10 protein-coding genes and 1 rRNA gene (1 of these 11 only partly in view) are annotated in these 16,063 nt (G+C 55.1%); 9 read left to right on the top strand and 2 right to left on the bottom strand.

Features of this window, described 5'->3' with window-relative positions; all coding sequences use genetic code 11:
• Window positions 1–73: 73 nt before the first annotated feature.
• From PSAB_RS22015 to PSAB_RS24775, 8 genes are all read left to right on the top strand, one after another.
• Window positions 74–955, top strand: a complete 882-nt coding sequence (locus tag PSAB_RS22015) for a phosphatidylinositol-specific phospholipase C/glycerophosphodiester phosphodiesterase family protein (protein ID WP_025336717.1) — start codon at window positions 74–76, stop codon at window positions 953–955.
• 153 nt (window positions 956–1,108) lie between these two features.
• Window positions 1,109–1,816 carry a heptaprenylglyceryl phosphate synthase gene (pcrB, locus tag PSAB_RS22010; RefSeq protein ID WP_025336716.1) on the top strand — a complete coding sequence of 236 codons (708 nt, stop codon included), beginning with the start codon at window positions 1,109–1,111 and terminating at the stop codon, window positions 1,814–1,816.
• 70 nt (window positions 1,817–1,886) lie between these two features.
• Entirely contained in the window at window positions 1,887–4,235 is a 2,349-nt protein-coding gene (pcrA, locus tag PSAB_RS22005; RefSeq protein ID WP_025336715.1) for a DNA helicase PcrA, read from the top strand.
• 123 nt (window positions 4,236–4,358) lie between these two features.
• On the top strand, window positions 4,359–6,398 hold the full coding sequence (gene ligA, locus PSAB_RS22000; RefSeq protein ID WP_025336714.1) for an NAD-dependent DNA ligase LigA: 2,040 nt from the start codon (window positions 4,359–4,361) through the stop codon (window positions 6,396–6,398).
• A 229-nt stretch (window positions 6,399–6,627) separates the two neighbouring features.
• Window positions 6,628–8,355, top strand: a complete 1,728-nt coding sequence (locus tag PSAB_RS21995; protein WP_025336713.1) for an alkaline phosphatase — start codon at window positions 6,628–6,630, stop codon at window positions 8,353–8,355.
• Window positions 8,356–8,367: 12 nt separating this feature from the next.
• Complete coding sequence (locus tag PSAB_RS21990) at window positions 8,368–9,084, top strand: ABC transporter ATP-binding protein (RefSeq protein WP_025336712.1); 717 nt, start codon at window positions 8,368–8,370, stop codon at window positions 9,082–9,084.
• Window positions 9,081–10,310 carry an ABC transporter permease gene (locus tag PSAB_RS21985; protein WP_025336711.1) on the top strand — a complete coding sequence of 410 codons (1,230 nt, stop codon included), beginning with the start codon at window positions 9,081–9,083 and terminating at the stop codon, window positions 10,308–10,310. The genes PSAB_RS21990 and PSAB_RS21985 overlap by 4 nt, the downstream gene beginning before the upstream one ends.
• Before the next feature lie 15 nt (window positions 10,311–10,325).
• Window positions 10,326–11,348, top strand: coding sequence for a hypothetical protein (locus PSAB_RS24775; protein WP_025336710.1), 1,023 nt, complete (start codon window positions 10,326–10,328; stop codon window positions 11,346–11,348).
• A 60-nt stretch (window positions 11,349–11,408) separates the two neighbouring features.
• On the opposite strand, the gene PSAB_RS21975 is transcribed toward PSAB_RS24775, so the two are convergent.
• Both PSAB_RS21975 and PSAB_RS21970 read right to left on the bottom strand, forming a co-directional pair.
• The gene (locus PSAB_RS21975) at window positions 11,409–12,677 is read right to left on the bottom strand and encodes a molybdopterin-dependent oxidoreductase (protein WP_025336709.1); all 1,269 of its coding nucleotides are present in this window, start codon (window positions 12,675–12,677) and stop codon (window positions 11,409–11,411) included.
• A 180-nt stretch (window positions 12,678–12,857) separates the two neighbouring features.
• Window positions 12,858–14,114, bottom strand: a complete 1,257-nt coding sequence (locus PSAB_RS21970) for an MFS transporter (protein WP_025336708.1) — start codon at window positions 14,112–14,114, stop codon at window positions 12,858–12,860.
• Between the two features lie 404 nt (window positions 14,115–14,518).
• Between PSAB_RS21970 and PSAB_RS21965 the strand changes: the two genes are divergently transcribed.
• A 16S ribosomal RNA gene (locus PSAB_RS21965) occupies window positions 14,519–16,063 on the top strand; it runs 12 nt beyond the window's last position.

The following is a 16,063-nucleotide window of genomic DNA, read 5'->3' as shown; positions in this document are numbered from 1 at the left end:
TTTCCCCGCTCCGCCGATTGAAGGCGGGCGGGGAATTTGCTTTTTACAGCCTATTTCCAAAGGAATCCTGCATATGAAGAAAAAAACAGTCTTGTCATTTGCCGTCCTGTTCTCGCTTGCTTTACTCCTCCTGCTGGCGCTGTCTTATAAGGATGAAGAAGAGGCTGGAACGGGGCTTGCTGCATATCGGATTGTCGCCCATGCGATGGGGAGTATAAACGGTCAGAAGTACACCAACGCCTTTGAAGCTTTTGTAGCCAATTATGAAGCGGGCACTCGGTTGTTCGAGACCGACCTGCTGCTTACGAGCGACGGCAGGCTGGTGGCGAGGCATGAATGGACGAAGAATATGAGCAAGCTGCTTGGACAGCTAGACGCTCTGCCTGCAGCGAAGCAAGGGAAGGCGATCAGCTACGATGATTTTATGAACACGCCGATCCTGGATATCTACTCTCCGATGGATTGGGATACCATTCTAGACCTGCTGCAGCATTATCCGGACGTTTATATCGTGACAGACATCAAGAAATCCGGCAGGGCGATGGCGAAGGAGTTCGAGATGCTGGTGGGAAAGACCCGGGAGCGCGACCCTGCGCTGCTCACCCGAATTGTGCCGCAGATTTACAACCGCCCGATGCTGGAGGAGTTGAACAGGATTTATGCTTTTCCGCATGTAATCTATACGTTGTATGATTCCCCGGACAGCGAAGAGGAGGTTATCGAATTCGTTCAAAAAACGAACGTCGATATTACGATGCCTGCCGACCGCGCCAGTGCCGGATTTGTAGGCAGGCTAAAGGATGCCGGAGCTCGCGTTTACGTCCATACGGTCAACGATATGAAGGAAATTCGCAGGCTGTATCGTTTGGGGGTGGACGGATTTTATACCGATTTTATCTCCGAGAACGAGGTGAAGACGTCGGGGGGATTGCGTCAGCCTTTTTGGGGCCAATAGAGTTGGAGAACCCTCTTTTATGCTGTAGGGATTGACCGAAAAGGCGAAAAAATGTTCGCATTTCATTGACACGTCTATCCGGCTATCATAACATATAAGAAGTATAAGCTGGATGCTTATTAACCCGAATAAGGATGGAAGATCATGACTGTGGTGCGACAAATGATTGAGAGCTGGCGTCATGTGTTCAAGCTGGACCCGGATCGCGATATCAGCGAGGAAGAGCTGAGGGCGGTCTGCCAGTCTGGAACGGATGCCATTTTGGTGGGCGGGTCTACAGGCGTAACCTATGAGAATACCTCCCTTCTCCTGTCCAGAATTCAGGATTATGGCGTGCCGTGCGCCCTGGAAGTGTCCGATCTGACCGCTGTCGTGCCCGGCTTTGACGCTTACATGATTCCTATGGTGCTGAACACCCCCGATCCGGCATGGATTATCGGCCACCATCGAAGAGGCGTCGAGCGCTACGGTGATTTTATCCCCTGGGAGCTGCTGTTGGCCGAGGGGTACATTGTGCTGAACGAAAATTCCGCCGTAGCCCGCCTGACCGGTGCGGATACAGGGCTGTCGGCTGATGAAGCGGCTGCGTGTGCGCATGTTGCGGACAAGCTGATGGCGCTGCCTATCGTCTATCTGGAATACAGCGGCAGCTTTGGAGATGTGGAGACCATGAAAACGGTGCGCGATGCCGTCAGCCATGCCCGTCTTTTCTACGGCGGCGGAGTGGCCGGACCGGAGCAAGCTCAGCTTGCGGCTTCTCTGGCTGATACGGTTGTCGTAGGAAACATCGTTTATAGCGACATTGAGCGGGCACTGTCCACAGTCGAGGCGGTTAAGCAGACCGCGCTATTCAAGGAATAATATAGTAGTTTTATGTAGAACCACGTATGGAATTTGCGTTTTAAGCTATTCAGAAAGGGGCATGTCCTACATGCAATCCGTTAATATACAAGACGCCGTAACCCGGCTCAATCCTCCCCAGCGCCAAGCGGTCGAGACGACAGACGGTCCGCTGCTGATTATGGCCGGAGCGGGAAGCGGGAAGACCCGGGTGCTCACCCACCGCATCGCCTGGCTGATCGCTAACCGCAAGGCTCCGCCTTGGGCGATTCTTGCCATTACATTCACGAACAAGGCGGCAAGAGAAATGCAGGAACGGGTGTCCAAGCTCGTAGGCCCGGAAGGCCGCGACATTTGGGTGTCCACATTCCACTCCATGTGCGTTCGGATATTGCGGAAGGATATCGAGCGGATCGGATTTACGTCCAATTTTTCCATTCTGGATTCCACCGACCAGCTCTCCGTAATCCGCAGCTGCATGAAGGAGCTGAATATCGACACGAAGAAATTCGAGCCGAAGGCGGTTCAGTCGATGATCAGCACGGCCAAGAACGAACTGGTGACGCCTGCGCAGTATGAGATGAAGATCGGGGATTATTTTGAAGGCCTCGTTGCCAAAATATATACAATGTACCAAAAAAGGCTGAGAAGCAACAACTCGCTCGATTTCGACGATCTGATCATGACGACGATCCAGCTGTTCAAGGAAGTGCCCGAGGTGCTCGATTTCTACCAGCGGAAGTTCAAGTACATCCATGTAGACGAGTATCAGGATACGAACCGGGCGCAGTATATGCTCTGCCGTATGCTGGCGGACAGCCATCACAATATATGCGTCGTCGGCGACAGCGACCAGTCGATCTACCGCTGGCGCGGCGCCGACATCAGCAATATTCTCAACTTCGAGGAAGATTATCCGGAGGCCAAGGTTATTTTGCTGGAGCAGAACTACCGCTCGACCTCGAACATTCTGAACGCCGCGAACGGCGTGATCGCGCTGAATACCGGACGCAAGCCGAAGAAGCTGTGGACGGATTCGGAGGAGGGGCCGAAGATCAAGGTGTACCGGGCCGATTCCGAGCATGATGAGGGTTATTTTGTATCCGGAGAAATCAGCAAGAATGTGAAAAAAGGTAAGTCGTACCAGGATCATGCGATCCTGTACCGGACCAATGCGCAGTCGCGGGTAATAGAGGAAATTCTCATTAAATCGGATATCCCTTACCAGATTGTCGGGGGCATCAAGTTCTACGACCGCAAAGAAATCAAGGACCTGCTCGCTTATCTGCGGCTGCTGTCCAATCCCGATGACGACATCAGCTTAACCCGGGTGATCAATGTTCCCAAAAGAGGGCTCGGCGACACGACGGTTGGCAAGCTTACCGATGCGGCAGCAGCCCGTGGCGTCTCCATCTTCCGCGTGCTGGAAACGGTGGACGACCTGGGATTTGCGGGACGGACGCGGAACGCGCTGGTCGAGTTCTACGACATGATTCTGGCGCTCCACCGGATGGTGGAATTTCTGTCGGTGACGGAGCTGACGGAGAAGGTGCTGGAAATGTCGCAGTACAAGCTGGAGCTGCAGAAGGAGAACACGATTGAATCGCGCTCCCGCCTCGAGAATATCGACGAGTTTCTGTCGGTGACGATGGAATTTGAGAAAAATAACGATGACAAGTCACTCGTCTCCTTCCTGACCGATCTTGCCCTGATCGCCGACATCGACAGCATGAACGATACGGAGGAGGACCGCAGCGACGCGGTCGTGCTGATGACGATGCACAGCGCGAAGGGGCTGGAGTTTCCGGTCGTGTTCATCATTGGCATGGAAGAAGGGGTATTCCCGCACAGCCGCGCCTTCCAGGACAATGATGAGCTGGAAGAAGAGCGGCGGCTGGCGTATGTGGGCATTACCCGCGCCGAGAAGCAGTTGTTCCTCTCCTGTGCGCGGGCGCGCACGCTGTTCGGGCGGACGACGGCCAACCCGCCGTCCCGCTTCCTGGACGAGATTCCGGAGGAGCTGAAGGAAGACACCGTCATGAGCAGCGACCGCTTCCGCCGGGGCAGCGAGGCGGGCGGAGCCTATGGCGGCCGCGGCTTCGGCGCAGGCGGCCGCGGCAATTTCGGCGGCGGCCGGAGCGGAGCCGCCGCCTCATCGCCGGGCGCCGCCGCAGGCTACGGCGGCGCTTCGGCGTCCGCGGCGGCCGGGCGCAGCCGCGTGACCGTGACCTCGGGCGGGGCTGCGTCCCGTCCGGCGGGTGGTGGGGCGCCCGCTGATTTCAATGCGGGCGACAAGGTCTCGCACGGGAAATGGGGCGTTGGCACCATTGTGGCCGTGAAAGGCAGCGGCAACGACATGGAGCTGCAGATTGCCTTCCCGGCGCCGGTGGGCGTGAAACGGCTGCTCGCAGGGTTTGCGCCGATCACTAAGGTGGAGTAAGAGATTCGGCGCGATAGCCCTGGCTTATAGCGCCGGGCATGGCGCGGATGGTTAACCAGCCTGCTTTTGGATCAGGCTGAGGAAGAAGGAAATGAATCGGGATGGCGGAGGGATGTCTGAGGCATGGACGCAATGCATACGATGGAAGAGCTTGTGGCGGAGCTGAATAAATATAATTACTACTACTATACGCTGGATGCGCCGATTGTCAGCGACAAGGAATACGACGCGCTCTACGACAAGCTCGTCGCCCTGGAAGCGGAGAGCGGCATCGTTCTGCCCGATTCGCCGACCCAGCGCGTCGGCGGAGAGCTTCTGAAGGGCTTTGTGCCGCACCGGCACCTCGCTCCGCTCTGGAGCCTCGACAAAGCCCAGAACATTGAACAGCTCCGCAGCTGGAATGCCCGGGTGCTCAAACTGGTGAACGATTATAACAGCAAGAATCCCGAGCAGCCGCTTCCGGAGCCCGGCTATGCCGTGGAGCTGAAATTCGACGGTCTGACGCTGAATCTGACCTATCGTGATGGCAGACTGGTTCAGGCTTCCACACGGGGCAACGGCACCACAGGCGAAGGGATTTTGGCGCAGGTGAAGACGATCAAATCGGTTCCGCTGACCATTCCCTTCAAGGATGGCGTCATTGAGGTTCAGGGCGAGGGCATCATGAACTTATCGGTGCTTGCCGAATACAACCGGACGGCGGCTGACCCGCTGAAGAACGCCCGCAACGGCGCGGCCGGAGCGCTGCGCAACCTGAATCCGAAGCTGACGGCGGAGCGGAAGCTGAATGCCTTTTTCTACAATGTTGGCTACTCGGAAGGCATCGAGTTTCATGACCACCAGGAAATGATGCAGTTTTTGCGAGACAACCGGTTCAAGGTTAATCCTTATCTGGCCTATTTCGACAGCTTCGACGAAGTGACGGAACAGTTGGCCGAAATTGAGGAAGGCCGCTCTAAGCTTGATTACCTGATCGATGGCGCGGTCATCAAAATCACGGATTTCCGTATCCGCGAAGTGCTCGGGTATACGGACAAGTTCCCCCGCTGGGCGGTCGCCTACAAGTTCGAGGCGGAGGAGACAACCACTGTGCTGGAATCGGTCGATTGGAACGTCGGCCGGACTGGCAAAGTAACGCCTTTGGCACGGGTCGAACCGGTGGAACTGGCCGGCGTTACCGTGCAGAACTGCACGCTTAACAATATCGGCGACATTGAGCGGAAGAACCTGAAGCATGCGCTCGGAACGCGCGTGTTTATCCGCCGGTCCAATGATGTCATACCGGAAATTCTCGGGAAGGTAACGGATGAGAAAGACGGCGGGGAGATCATCTATCCCGACCACTGTCCGGCCTGCGGTTATCCGCTGGAAATGCGGGGAGCGCATCTGTTCTGCAACAACAAGCTGAACTGCAAGCCGCAGATCGTCGCGAGGATCACTCATTTTGCCTCGAGGGACGCCATGGACATCGAAACCTTCAGCGACAAGACGGCGTCCCAGCTGTACGATGAACTGGAAGTACGTGAGCCTGCGGATCTCTACGAGCTGACGCCCGAGCAGCTTGTGAAGCTGGAGCGGTTCGGCGAGAAGAAGGCGAGCAATCTCCTTCAGGCGCTTGAGGAGAGCAAGGGGCGGGATCTCGCTTCCTTCCTGTTTGCGCTGGGCATCCCGAATACCGGCAAAGCGACGACCAAGATGCTGGCCGATCACTTCCGCGATCTGAACGCCGTCATGACGGCAAATGCGGAGGAGCTGTCGGCGCTGCCCGATATCGGCGGCATTGTAGCCGAGAGCATCGTTTCCTTTTTTGCCGATCCGTTTGTGGTCACAGGCATCCGCCGCCTGCTTGATTTGGGCGTACAGGCCAAGGCGCCGGAAGCGCCGGCTCCGGTCGTGACCGATTCCTTCTTCAGTGGCAAGACGGTAGTCTTGACCGGAACGCTCCAGAAGCTGACCCGGGACGAAGCGGCCGAGAGGCTGGAAGCGCTTGGCGCTAAAGTCACCGGCAGCGTTTCGAAGAAGACCGATCTCGTCATTGCCGGGGAGAAGGCCGGCAGCAAGCTGGCCAAAGCGCAGACACTCGGCATCCCGGTCATCGAGGATGAGGAGGAATTGCTCCGTCTGCTGGAGGGCGGTGCTCCGTCTGAAGGTTCGAAGGGCTAATCCCCGCAGACTGCAGACGTTTCTTTAAGGTTAGGCTAAATCTAAGCTAAGCATCACGTTCCTCATAATGGACCCGCTCCAAGGGATACCCTTGAAGCGGGTCTTTTTTTCTGAGTAATCACAGAAAGGCTCAAATTTAATCCAAGTCAGGCAATATTTTTACATGGAGACAATACTCTCCCCTTAGACTATAGAAGAATTACTTACCACTGGGAGGGTATATAAAAAGATGAACAAAGGTCTGAAAAAAGTTGCAATCGGCGGCTTGGCCTGCCTGATCCTTTCTGCAGGAAGCTTCGCCTACGCGGCGCAAAGTTCTTCCAAAACGCCAACGGCTCCAAAAGCAAAAGCCCCATCGAAAAATCTCATCGTCCTGATTGGCGACGGCATGGGACCCGCGCAAATCTCGGCAACGCGTTATTACGAACAGTATAAAAAGGGAGTCAAGCATCTCAACCTCGACCCTTACTATGTTGGACAAGCTACTACCTATGCGGATCGCGGCGAAGACGGCGGTAAAGTGGTGTCAGGGGTCGTAACGGACTCCGCATCGGCCGGCACAGCTTTTGCCACAGGGCATAAGACTTACAACGCGGGCATCAGCGTCTCCAATGAAGACGTAGCCAAGCCTTTTGCTTCCGTCATTGAAGCTGCGGAGAGAAGCGGCAAAGCAACCGGTCTTGTGACCACCGCGCGGATCACCCATGCAACACCAGCCGTATACGCATCGCATGTACGCAACCGCGACAACGAGTCGGCCATTGCCACCCAGTACCTGGATAGCGGCGTGGATGTGCTTTTTGGCGGGGGCAAGCAATTTTTTGTAACGAAGGATGAGAAGGGCAAGCGGACGGATAAAAATATTCTGCCTGATTTTAAAGCGAAAGGGTATACCATTGTCGAGAATACGAGCGCGCTGAAGGCCCTTCCGGCTTCCACGACTAAAGCGCTGGGTCTGTTCGGCAGCTCCCATGTCGCCTATACCCCGGACCGTACTGCTGAAATTCCGAGCCTGGCGGCTATGACGTCGTCCGCTTTGAAGATTTTGTCCAAGGATAAGAACGGCTTTGTCATGATGATCGAAGGCGGTCGGATCGACCATGCGGGACATGCCAACGATTTTCCAACGCTTGTCCAGGAGACGCTTGATTTCGACGCTGCCTTTAAGACTGCAATCGAGTTCGCCAAAAAAGACGGCAATACATCCGTAGTCGTGACCGCGGACCATGAAACGGGCGGTTTGTCCCTGTCGCGCGACAATATCTATGAGCTGAATATCGACCTGTGGGACAAGCAGAAGCATTCCTCGGAATCCATCGCCAGCAAGCTTGCGGAGGCCAAGACTCCGGAAGAAATTCGCAGCATTGTGGCGGAGAATACCGGATTTAACGATCTGACCGATGAAGAAGTGCAAGCGATTCTGGCGGGCGACGGTTCCTCTTACAAGCAGGAGGGAGCCTACAATGCCGTGATTTCCAAAAGACTGCTGATTGGCTGGTCCGGGCACGGGCATTCCGCCGTTGATGTCGGGATATGGGCTTATGGTCCAATCGCGGGTAAGGTGAAAGGCCAAGTGGATAATACCCAGATCGCCAGAGCTTCCGCTGCCATTGTAGGGGTTAATCTGGACAAGAGATCCGCCGAGCTCCAATCGAAATATGTTTATCCGAAATTTAAAATCAATCGCGAGAACGAAGTGCTGTATCCTGTTGCCTCGCTGATCAAAGCCCTTGGTGGAAGCTACAGCAGCGGATCGACCGTAGCTAAAGCCTCTTTTGGCAAAAATACGCTGAACATCGACATGTCGTCTCTGACCGCAACATTGAACGGCAAGGCTGTATCTTTCACGGTCGATAACGATAACGGAACCGTATATCTTCCGCTGACCGCTTTCAGCCAGTTGACCGGCAAAAATCTGAAATGGGATTCGCTCTCCGAACGAATTGTTCTGCGGTAAGGGGGAGTGAGCATGCTTCAAATTTCCGGCCTGAGCAAAAGCTTCCGGATCGACGGACGCAGTCTGCCGATTCTGGATATTCCTTCTTGGCAGGTGGAAAAAGGTGAAAAGGTGGCGATTACCGGACCCAGCGGGTCCGGTAAAAGCACGTTGCTCCATTTAATCAGCGGAATTGCGGTGCCGGACAAGGGTGAGATTTACCTGGAAGGGCAGCCGCTGCACCAAATGACGGAATCGCAGCGGGATCGGCTGCGTTCCCGGAGCATCGGTTATGTGCTGCAGGATTTTCACCTGATTCCATCTCTTACCGCCAGCCAGAATATCGAAATCGCAATGAACGCCAGTATGCCCGCGAAGCAGAGAAAGACGCTCATCTCCGAGTGGTTGGAGAGAGTAGGCTTGCCTGACCGGGCGAAGCATATGCCTTCCCAATTGTCCCGGGGCCAGCAGCAGCGGGTGGCGATTGTCCGCGCGCTTGTGAACAATCCGCCGCTGGTACTTGCGGATGAGCCCACCGGCAGTCTGGACTGGGAGACCGCGGATGAAATTTCGCGGCTTTTGCTCGATCTGAGCTCTTCCAGGCAGCAGACCCTGATTGTCGTCACGCATGACCTGAACATGGCGGAGCGCTTTCCGAAATGTCTCGATATTAGGGAACTGAACCGCGTTCGGAAGCATGCCGAGCATCCAGCCGGGAGAGAGGGAGTACAGGAGGTAAGCAACGGATGAATCTTTTTTCATTGTCGCTGAGCAATATCCGGCATCGGCTTTTTCTTTCTTTTCTTACCGTCTGCGCGATCGGGGCGACCGTCGCTTTTATCGTTCTGTTTTCGCTTTTCCGGGATAGCGTCGAGCAGGGGGCGGAAAAAGGTTACGGCCCGTTCGATCTCGTCATTGGCGCACAGGGCAGCGAAACCCAGCTTGTACTGAATACGTTCTATCATATCGGCGCGCCTACCGGGAACATTCCGGCAAGCGTACTTGACCAGGCGCGAAGCGATTCGGGCGTGGACAAAGCTTACGCCATGACCACTGGTGACAACTATAACGGATTTCCGGTAGTCGGCATTGATCCGGAGTATTTTCTGACACGGTACGGCGACCGTACCCTGAAGGCAGGCCAGCTGTATGCCAAGACGGGCGAAGCGGTTGTCGGATCGCATGTCGCGCAGACGCTCGGTCTGCATGTGGGCGATACGTTCGCTGGCGCTCACGGTCTTGTGGAGGAAGGAGAGCATCATTCCGCTGAAGAGGCCACCGAGAGCCATACCGGTGAAGGAGAGGAAGAACATTCACATGAAGGCTTTAAATATACGGTGATCGGTATCCTTCCCACGCTGAACACACCGGATGACCGGGCGGTGTTCACGACCGTTGACTATGCCTGGGCGGTTCATGGGCTTCAAGGAGAGGATCGTGAGATTACGGCCGTTCTGGTGAAGCCTGCCACCTTACTTGGCGCGCATAATCTGAAGCAGACGCTTGATGGCAGCGGCCAAGTTCAGGCTGCATATTCAAGCAAGGCCGTGTCGGATGTAGTGAACGCGGTCGATCAAGGCTCCCGGCTTGTCGAAATATTGGCCGGCCTGTGTGTGCTTCTTGCCGCGATTACGATTCTGTTGTCTTTGATCGCCGCTGCCGGGGAGCGCACCAAAGATGCCGGTCTGCTGCGGCTGCTGGGCAAGCCGAAGAGTTATGTATGGATGACACTAATCAGTGAGGGTCTGATCCTGACGCTGACCGGTCTTGCGGCGGGCTTCCTTGCGGGACATTTGTCCGCGCTGCTCTTTAGAGAAGTGCTGTTTGCCAAAGCGGGAGTCCGAATCAACCCTTATTTGTGGAACGCCGATCACGGCTGGATTGCCGCAGGAACGATCGCGCTCGGGCTGCTGGCATCGCTGATTCCCGCCTTTCGGATGTACCGGCTTCAGCCGCTCGCTTTGTTTAAATCTTAGGAGGTAAGCTGCCTTATGAAGACAAGACAAAAGTTTCTGACCGCCGCGGCTGTATGCCTTACCCTATTGCTGTCCGCATGCGGCAAGGATGGGGAAGAGACGTCGGCGTCTTCGTTTTCGTCGGTTCAGAACACCTCGGTATCTGATGAGGAACAAAATAGTTCTCAGGTGAATGAGGATCGGAAGGCAGCCGGGGATTCCGCCGCTGCTTTACATTCCGCTTCGCCGGAGGCGTCCCCGGGCGCTTCACCATTCCCGGGTTCCGCCACCGCTGCCGTCAGCTCTGCCGAACCATCCCCGGGCTCCGCTACCGCCGCTTCGAGCTCTGCGGCACCATCCCCGGCGTCAACTGCCTCGGCTTCGTCCGATGCGAAGCAAACGCCGCTTCCAAAGACGGAAGCTTCGAATTCGGCGCCAGCGACGAATTCGGCCAAAGGAACGCCTTCCGCCGATGGGGCGAAGGCCGGCGCCGGCAAGCCTGCGGCTGTTCCCGCCAATAGCGCCGCAGCCAAGACGTCCGGCGCCAGCCGCCAAGCGTCTGCCGCCGCTGCTTCCCCTACGCGTGAGCCTGCTTCGCCTTCCGTCAATTCGGGTAACGGCGGCAAGACGGAAGCCGCCTCTTCCGCCGCTCCGGCTAAGAGCCCGAATGCAGCTAGCCCGTCAGGCACGGTAACCATAGGCTGGTCGGATTTTTTTGACGGAGGGGACCAGACCCGGCCGTCGGAGCGCTTCTGGGACCTCAGCGAGAGTAAAAGCACAGTGACCATCAAAGGCTTTATGGGCGAGGTGCTCTCCTTCGAAAAGCACTGGTTCCTGCTGATCCCTCAGCCCGGTGCCGAATGTCCTTTTGACAACGGGGACGAAACGTACTGGAACAAGATTATGATTGTATTTGTGCCGGACGATGTTAAGCTGAGGCATAAATCGGGTCCGCTCCAGGTGACCGGACGGCTTGAGGTAGGCATTAAAATCGACGAGTCGGGATACAAGACCATGTTCCGGCTGTACGACGCTTCGTTTGAGGAAATTAAGGAGTAACCTGCTTCTTACTTGTTGGCTTGTCCGGGGAGAGAGCATTCCCTAAAGGACAGGCCTTTTTCAAATTTTCGTTTTCCCCGGCAGCCACGCATCGGTATTATAGCCCCGCTGTTCCCAGTAGCCGACATGTTCGCCTTCGATCAGTTCAATGCGATTAAGCCATTTTACCGATTTATAGGCATACATTTGCGGAACGATAAGCCGTACGGGACCGCCCAGCTCGTTTGTAATCGGCTTGCCGTCGTGCATAACAGCGACTAGCACATCGTCCATCCGCGCTTGCTCCAACGTCAGCGAATCGGTGTAAACGCCGTCTCCGGAATAAAATTTGACGCTTGCAGCACCATTTTGCACGGAGGCCATGTCGAGCAGCTTGGCAAGGGGGAGGCCTTCCCATGTATTTTTATACACCGACCAGCCCGTAATACAATGAAAATCGCTCACCTGAACCTCCCGCGGGAGATTCACGAACTGCTCCCAGTTCCAGTTCAGCTTGTTGTCCACCAGACCGTCAACCGTAAAAGACCAGTTCGAATTGTCGAAGGAGGGGATGTCCGTTACCGTATACACGCGAAAATGCCCTTCTGCGCCCCCTCCGATCGGCGGGGAAGACTGCGGCAGCGGAACGGGGTCGGGCAGGAGGTGGTTGGCATTAGCCGCCGCAGGCACTTCAGACGAAGGCAGCTGCAGCGACCGGCCCATCCAGCGGACAAAAGTAGGTCCGAGCGTAACCGCCAGCCCCGCGCCGACGGCAGCTTTGAGAAAGCCGCGCCGCGTATATAGAGGCTGGGGCGACGAAACGGCTTTTTCAGCTTTTTCAGGAAGCGCTGCGTCTTTGATATCTTGTTCCGGCCGAATCGACCGTTTATCCGGTTCTTTAAGCCAGCGGGTGCGGGTAAGCGAGTGATAAATGATGATCGGCAGACCGATCCATGTGAAGAGATCATGCGCCAGCAGCGCGGCGTTGGCCGCCCTAGGGCCAAAGACTTTGAATAGCCAGAGGACAACACCGGATACGATCCAACCTAGCAGCAGCGCAAGAACCGTGATAACATTGGCTTTTTGCCCCGGTTTCCCATTTAGCCGTTTCCAATGCTTCGCCGCCAGCAGCAGATAATAGGCAACCGGAACGAGCAGCGCAAGCCCGGCCAGAATATGCCCCCATTTCAGCCAGACGCGGCCTTCTCCCAGCCATTCCCTCCAAAAAGCGCCCAGCAGCATCAAGCCGCTTACAGCCAAGAACAGTACCAGCCAGGCGTTCCATGCGTGAATGGTGACAAGCTTTTTTCCATAGCCTTTTCGGATGCGCGCAAGCGCTTTGTTTGCCATTGCCTCTCCCCCTTTCTGAAAGACCAGTCGATAATTCAAGTTTTAATTAATTGTAACGCAAAAATCGGACGTTGAATAATACATCAAAACAATGCGGCGCCGGGCAGCAAAAAAGACTCACTCTCCTCCTCCAGAGAAGGGAGATGAGCCTTTATCGAAAAAGCTATACATTATCAAGCGTTACTCCGCCGCCCACTCCTCAAGCTTACCGTCCCCCGGAAGAAGCAGGGCAAGAAGTCCGAGAAGCGGAAGAAAGCCACAGACAATGAATACGCTCGTGATGCCTACCGCATCGATCATGTGGCCGATGAACAGCGAGCCAATGCCGCCGAGTCCAAAAGCGAGGCCGGTAATCAGGCCGGAGACGGTGCCGATATTGCCGGGATACAGCATTTGCGCGTAAATGACGGTAACCGAGAAACTGGACAAAAGAACGAATCCGCCGATCAGCAGCAGCACACCTGCCCAAAACGGGCTTGCGAACGGAAGCGCGAGCGCGAAGGGCACGGTTCCGACCATGGAGAACAGGATGAGATTCCGCCGTCCGAACCGGTCCGCCAGTGGACCGCCAAATAGAGTACCAACCGCGCCGGCGGCCAAGTACATGAAAATATAATTCTGGGCATGATCCAGCACCATACCGTACTTCTCCATTAAATAGAACGTATAATAACTGCCGATGGCCTGACCGTACCATGACCGCACAAAGACGAGGATGACCAGAATGACGGTGGCATTCAGAATGCTTTTATTCCTGGCGGGGTCCATTGCGCGGGAGACGGTTTTTTTGCGAAAGGTATACCCTGCGTCCAGCATCTCTTGGTACCAACGAGCTACATAGGTCTGCACCAAGACGCCAGCAGCGGCGACCACCGTGAATCCCAACGCGCCGATCTGTCCAAACGGGATGAACACCCATTTTGTCAGCAGGGGACCGAGAGACTGTCCAGCATTGCCCCCGACCTGGAAAATCGATTGGGACAGCCCCTTTTTCAGTCCCGCCGCCATATGTGCAACACGCATGCCTTCAGGATGAAAGGCCGCGGAGCCAAAGCCGATCAGAATAACCGAAAGAAGCACCAGCACATAATTATTGGCGTAACCCAGCAGCAGAACACCCGTTAAGGTGCTGCCCATCCCAAGCGGAAGCAGGATTGGACGCGGATGGCGGTCGGCGGCATAGCCGATGACCGGTTGGATAACCGAAGAAGTGACGTTGAGCGCGAATGATATCCATCCGACCTGAGCGTACGATAGAAGCATATTGCTCTTAAGGATCGGAAAAATCGCCGGAATCACCGCCTGAATCGAATCATTGAACAAGTGAACGAAGCTGACGGCGAGGAGTATACGGTAGATTGTAGCTTGCTGAAGATTGCGCTGCTCACCGGCCGCCAATTTTGACGGGGCTATTGTTGACGTCGGCTGATTTCTCATAACAGCTCCTTTCTATATTAAAACCGGGCATATCGATATGAACTAAGATAACTCTTTTTGCCGTTTTACCGCAATGAACATTACGGGGAAAGATGATAGATTGAACGTTTAACCCTCTGGCAAGAAAGAGGAATAAATTATTTTGAAAAAAAGGGTTGCGCAATTGCTGTTGGCATGATATATTATTTCTTGTCGCTCGCGAGGTTGTGATGAAGATTGAAATCACGATTGAAAAAAAGAGTTGACGAACGAAGTTGAATATGTTATTCTATAATTCCTGTGCATGAGACGAAATATTCAAGTGCCGGGAGCAAGTTCTTTGAAAACTGAACAAATGGAACACGTTAATTTATAAGATTCATATTAATGAATCGTCAGTTTCAAAATGAGCTATCAGCTCTACCTTTTTGGAGAGTTTGATCCTGGCTCAGGACGAACGCTGGCGGCGTGCCTAATACATGCAAGTCGAGCGGAGTATTTTGGAGAGCTTGCTCTTCAAAATACTTAGCGGCGGACGGGTGAGTAACACGTAGGCAACCTGCCCCTTGGACTGGGATAACTACCGGAAACGGTAGCTAATACCGGATAAGACCTTCTGGTGCATACCGGAAGGCGGAAAGGCGGAGCAATCTGTCACCAGGGGATGGGCCTGCGGCGCATTAGCTAGTTGGTGGGGTAACGGCTCACCAAGGCGACGATGCGTAGCCGACCTGAGAGGGTGAACGGCCACACTGGGACTGAGACACGGCCCAGACTCCTACGGGAGGCAGCAGTAGGGAATCTTCCGCAATGGGCGAAAGCCTGACGGAGCAACGCCGCGTGAGTGATGAAGGTTTTCGGATCGTAAAGCTCTGTTGCCAGGGAAGAACGTCTCTTAGAGTAACTGCTAAGAGAGTGACGGTACCTGAGAAGAAAGCCCCGGCTAACTACGTGCCAGCAGCCGCGGTAATACGTAGGGGGCAAGCGTTGTCCGGAATTATTGGGCGTAAAGCGCGCGCAGGCGGCTGTTTAAGTCTGGTGTTTAAACCATGGGCTCAACCTGTGGTCGCACTGGAAACTGGGCAGCTTGAGTGCAGAAGAGGAAAGTGGAATTCCACGTGTAGCGGTGAAATGCGTAGAGATGTGGAGGAACACCAGTGGCGAAGGCGACTTTCTGGGCTGTAACTGACGCTGAGGCGCGAAAGCGTGGGGAGCAAACAGGATTAGATACCCTGGTAGTCCACGCCGTAAACGATGAGTGCTAGGTGTTAGGGGTTTCGATACCCTTGGTGCCGAAGTTAACACAGTAAGCACTCCGCCTGGGGAGTACGGTCGCAAGACTGAAACTCAAAGGAATTGACGGGGACCCGCACAAGCAGTGGAGTATGTGGTTTAATTCGAAGCAACGCGAAGAACCTTACCAGGTCTTGACATCCCTCTGAATCACCTAGAGATAGGTGCGGCCTTCGGGACAGAGGAGACAGGTGGTGCATGGTTGTCGTCAGCTCGTGTCGTGAGATGTTGGGTTAAGTCCCGCAACGAGCGCAACCCTTGACTTTAGTTGCCAGCAGGTGAAGCTGGGCACTCTAGAGTGACTGCCGGTGACAAACCGGAGGAAGGTGGGGATGACGTCAAATCATCATGCCCCTTATGACCTGGGCTACACACGTACTACAATGGCCGGTACAACGGGAAGCGAAACCGCGAGGTGGAGCCAATCTTATAAAGCCGGTCTCAGTTCGGATTGCAGGCTGCAACTCGCCTGCATGAAGTCGGAATTGCTAGTAATCGCGGATCAGCATGCCGCGGTGAATACGTTCCCGGGTCTTGTACACACCGCCCGTCACACCACGAGAGTTTACAACACCCGAAGTCGGTGGGGTAACCCGCAAGGGAGCCAGCCGCCGAAGGTGGGGTAGATGATTGGGGTGAAGTCGTAACAAGGTAGCCGTATCGGAAGGTGCGGCTGG

This window comes from Paenibacillus sabinae T27, assembly GCF_000612505.1.
GTDB classification, from domain to species: Bacteria; Bacillota; Bacilli; order Paenibacillales; family Paenibacillaceae; genus Paenibacillus_AQ; species Paenibacillus_AQ sabinae.
The sequence above is the reverse complement of the archived record's forward strand: the minus strand, read 5'-3'. Positions and strand labels throughout refer to the sequence as shown.

Coding starts and splice junctions, on each gene's coding strand:
- PSAB_RS22015 (WP_025336717.1), top strand. CDS start 74: ATGAAGAAAAAAACAGTCTTGTCATTTGCCGTCCTGTTCTCGCTTGCT.
- pcrA (WP_025336715.1), top strand. CDS start 1,887: ATGCAATCCGTTAATATACAAGACGCCGTAACCCGGCTCAATCCTCCC.
- ligA (WP_025336714.1), top strand. CDS start 4,359: ATGGACGCAATGCATACGATGGAAGAGCTTGTGGCGGAGCTGAATAAA.
- PSAB_RS21995 (WP_025336713.1), top strand. CDS start 6,628: ATGAACAAAGGTCTGAAAAAAGTTGCAATCGGCGGCTTGGCCTGCCTG.
- PSAB_RS21990 (WP_025336712.1), top strand. CDS start 8,368: ATGCTTCAAATTTCCGGCCTGAGCAAAAGCTTCCGGATCGACGGACGC.
- PSAB_RS21985 (WP_025336711.1), top strand. CDS start 9,081: ATGAATCTTTTTTCATTGTCGCTGAGCAATATCCGGCATCGGCTTTTT.
- PSAB_RS24775 (WP_025336710.1), top strand. CDS start 10,326: ATGAAGACAAGACAAAAGTTTCTGACCGCCGCGGCTGTATGCCTTACC.
- PSAB_RS21975 (WP_025336709.1), bottom strand. CDS start 12,677: ATGGCAAACAAAGCGCTTGCGCGCATCCGAAAAGGCTATGGAAAAAAG.
- PSAB_RS21970 (WP_025336708.1), bottom strand. CDS start 14,114: ATGAGAAATCAGCCGACGTCAACAATAGCCCCGTCAAAATTGGCGGCC.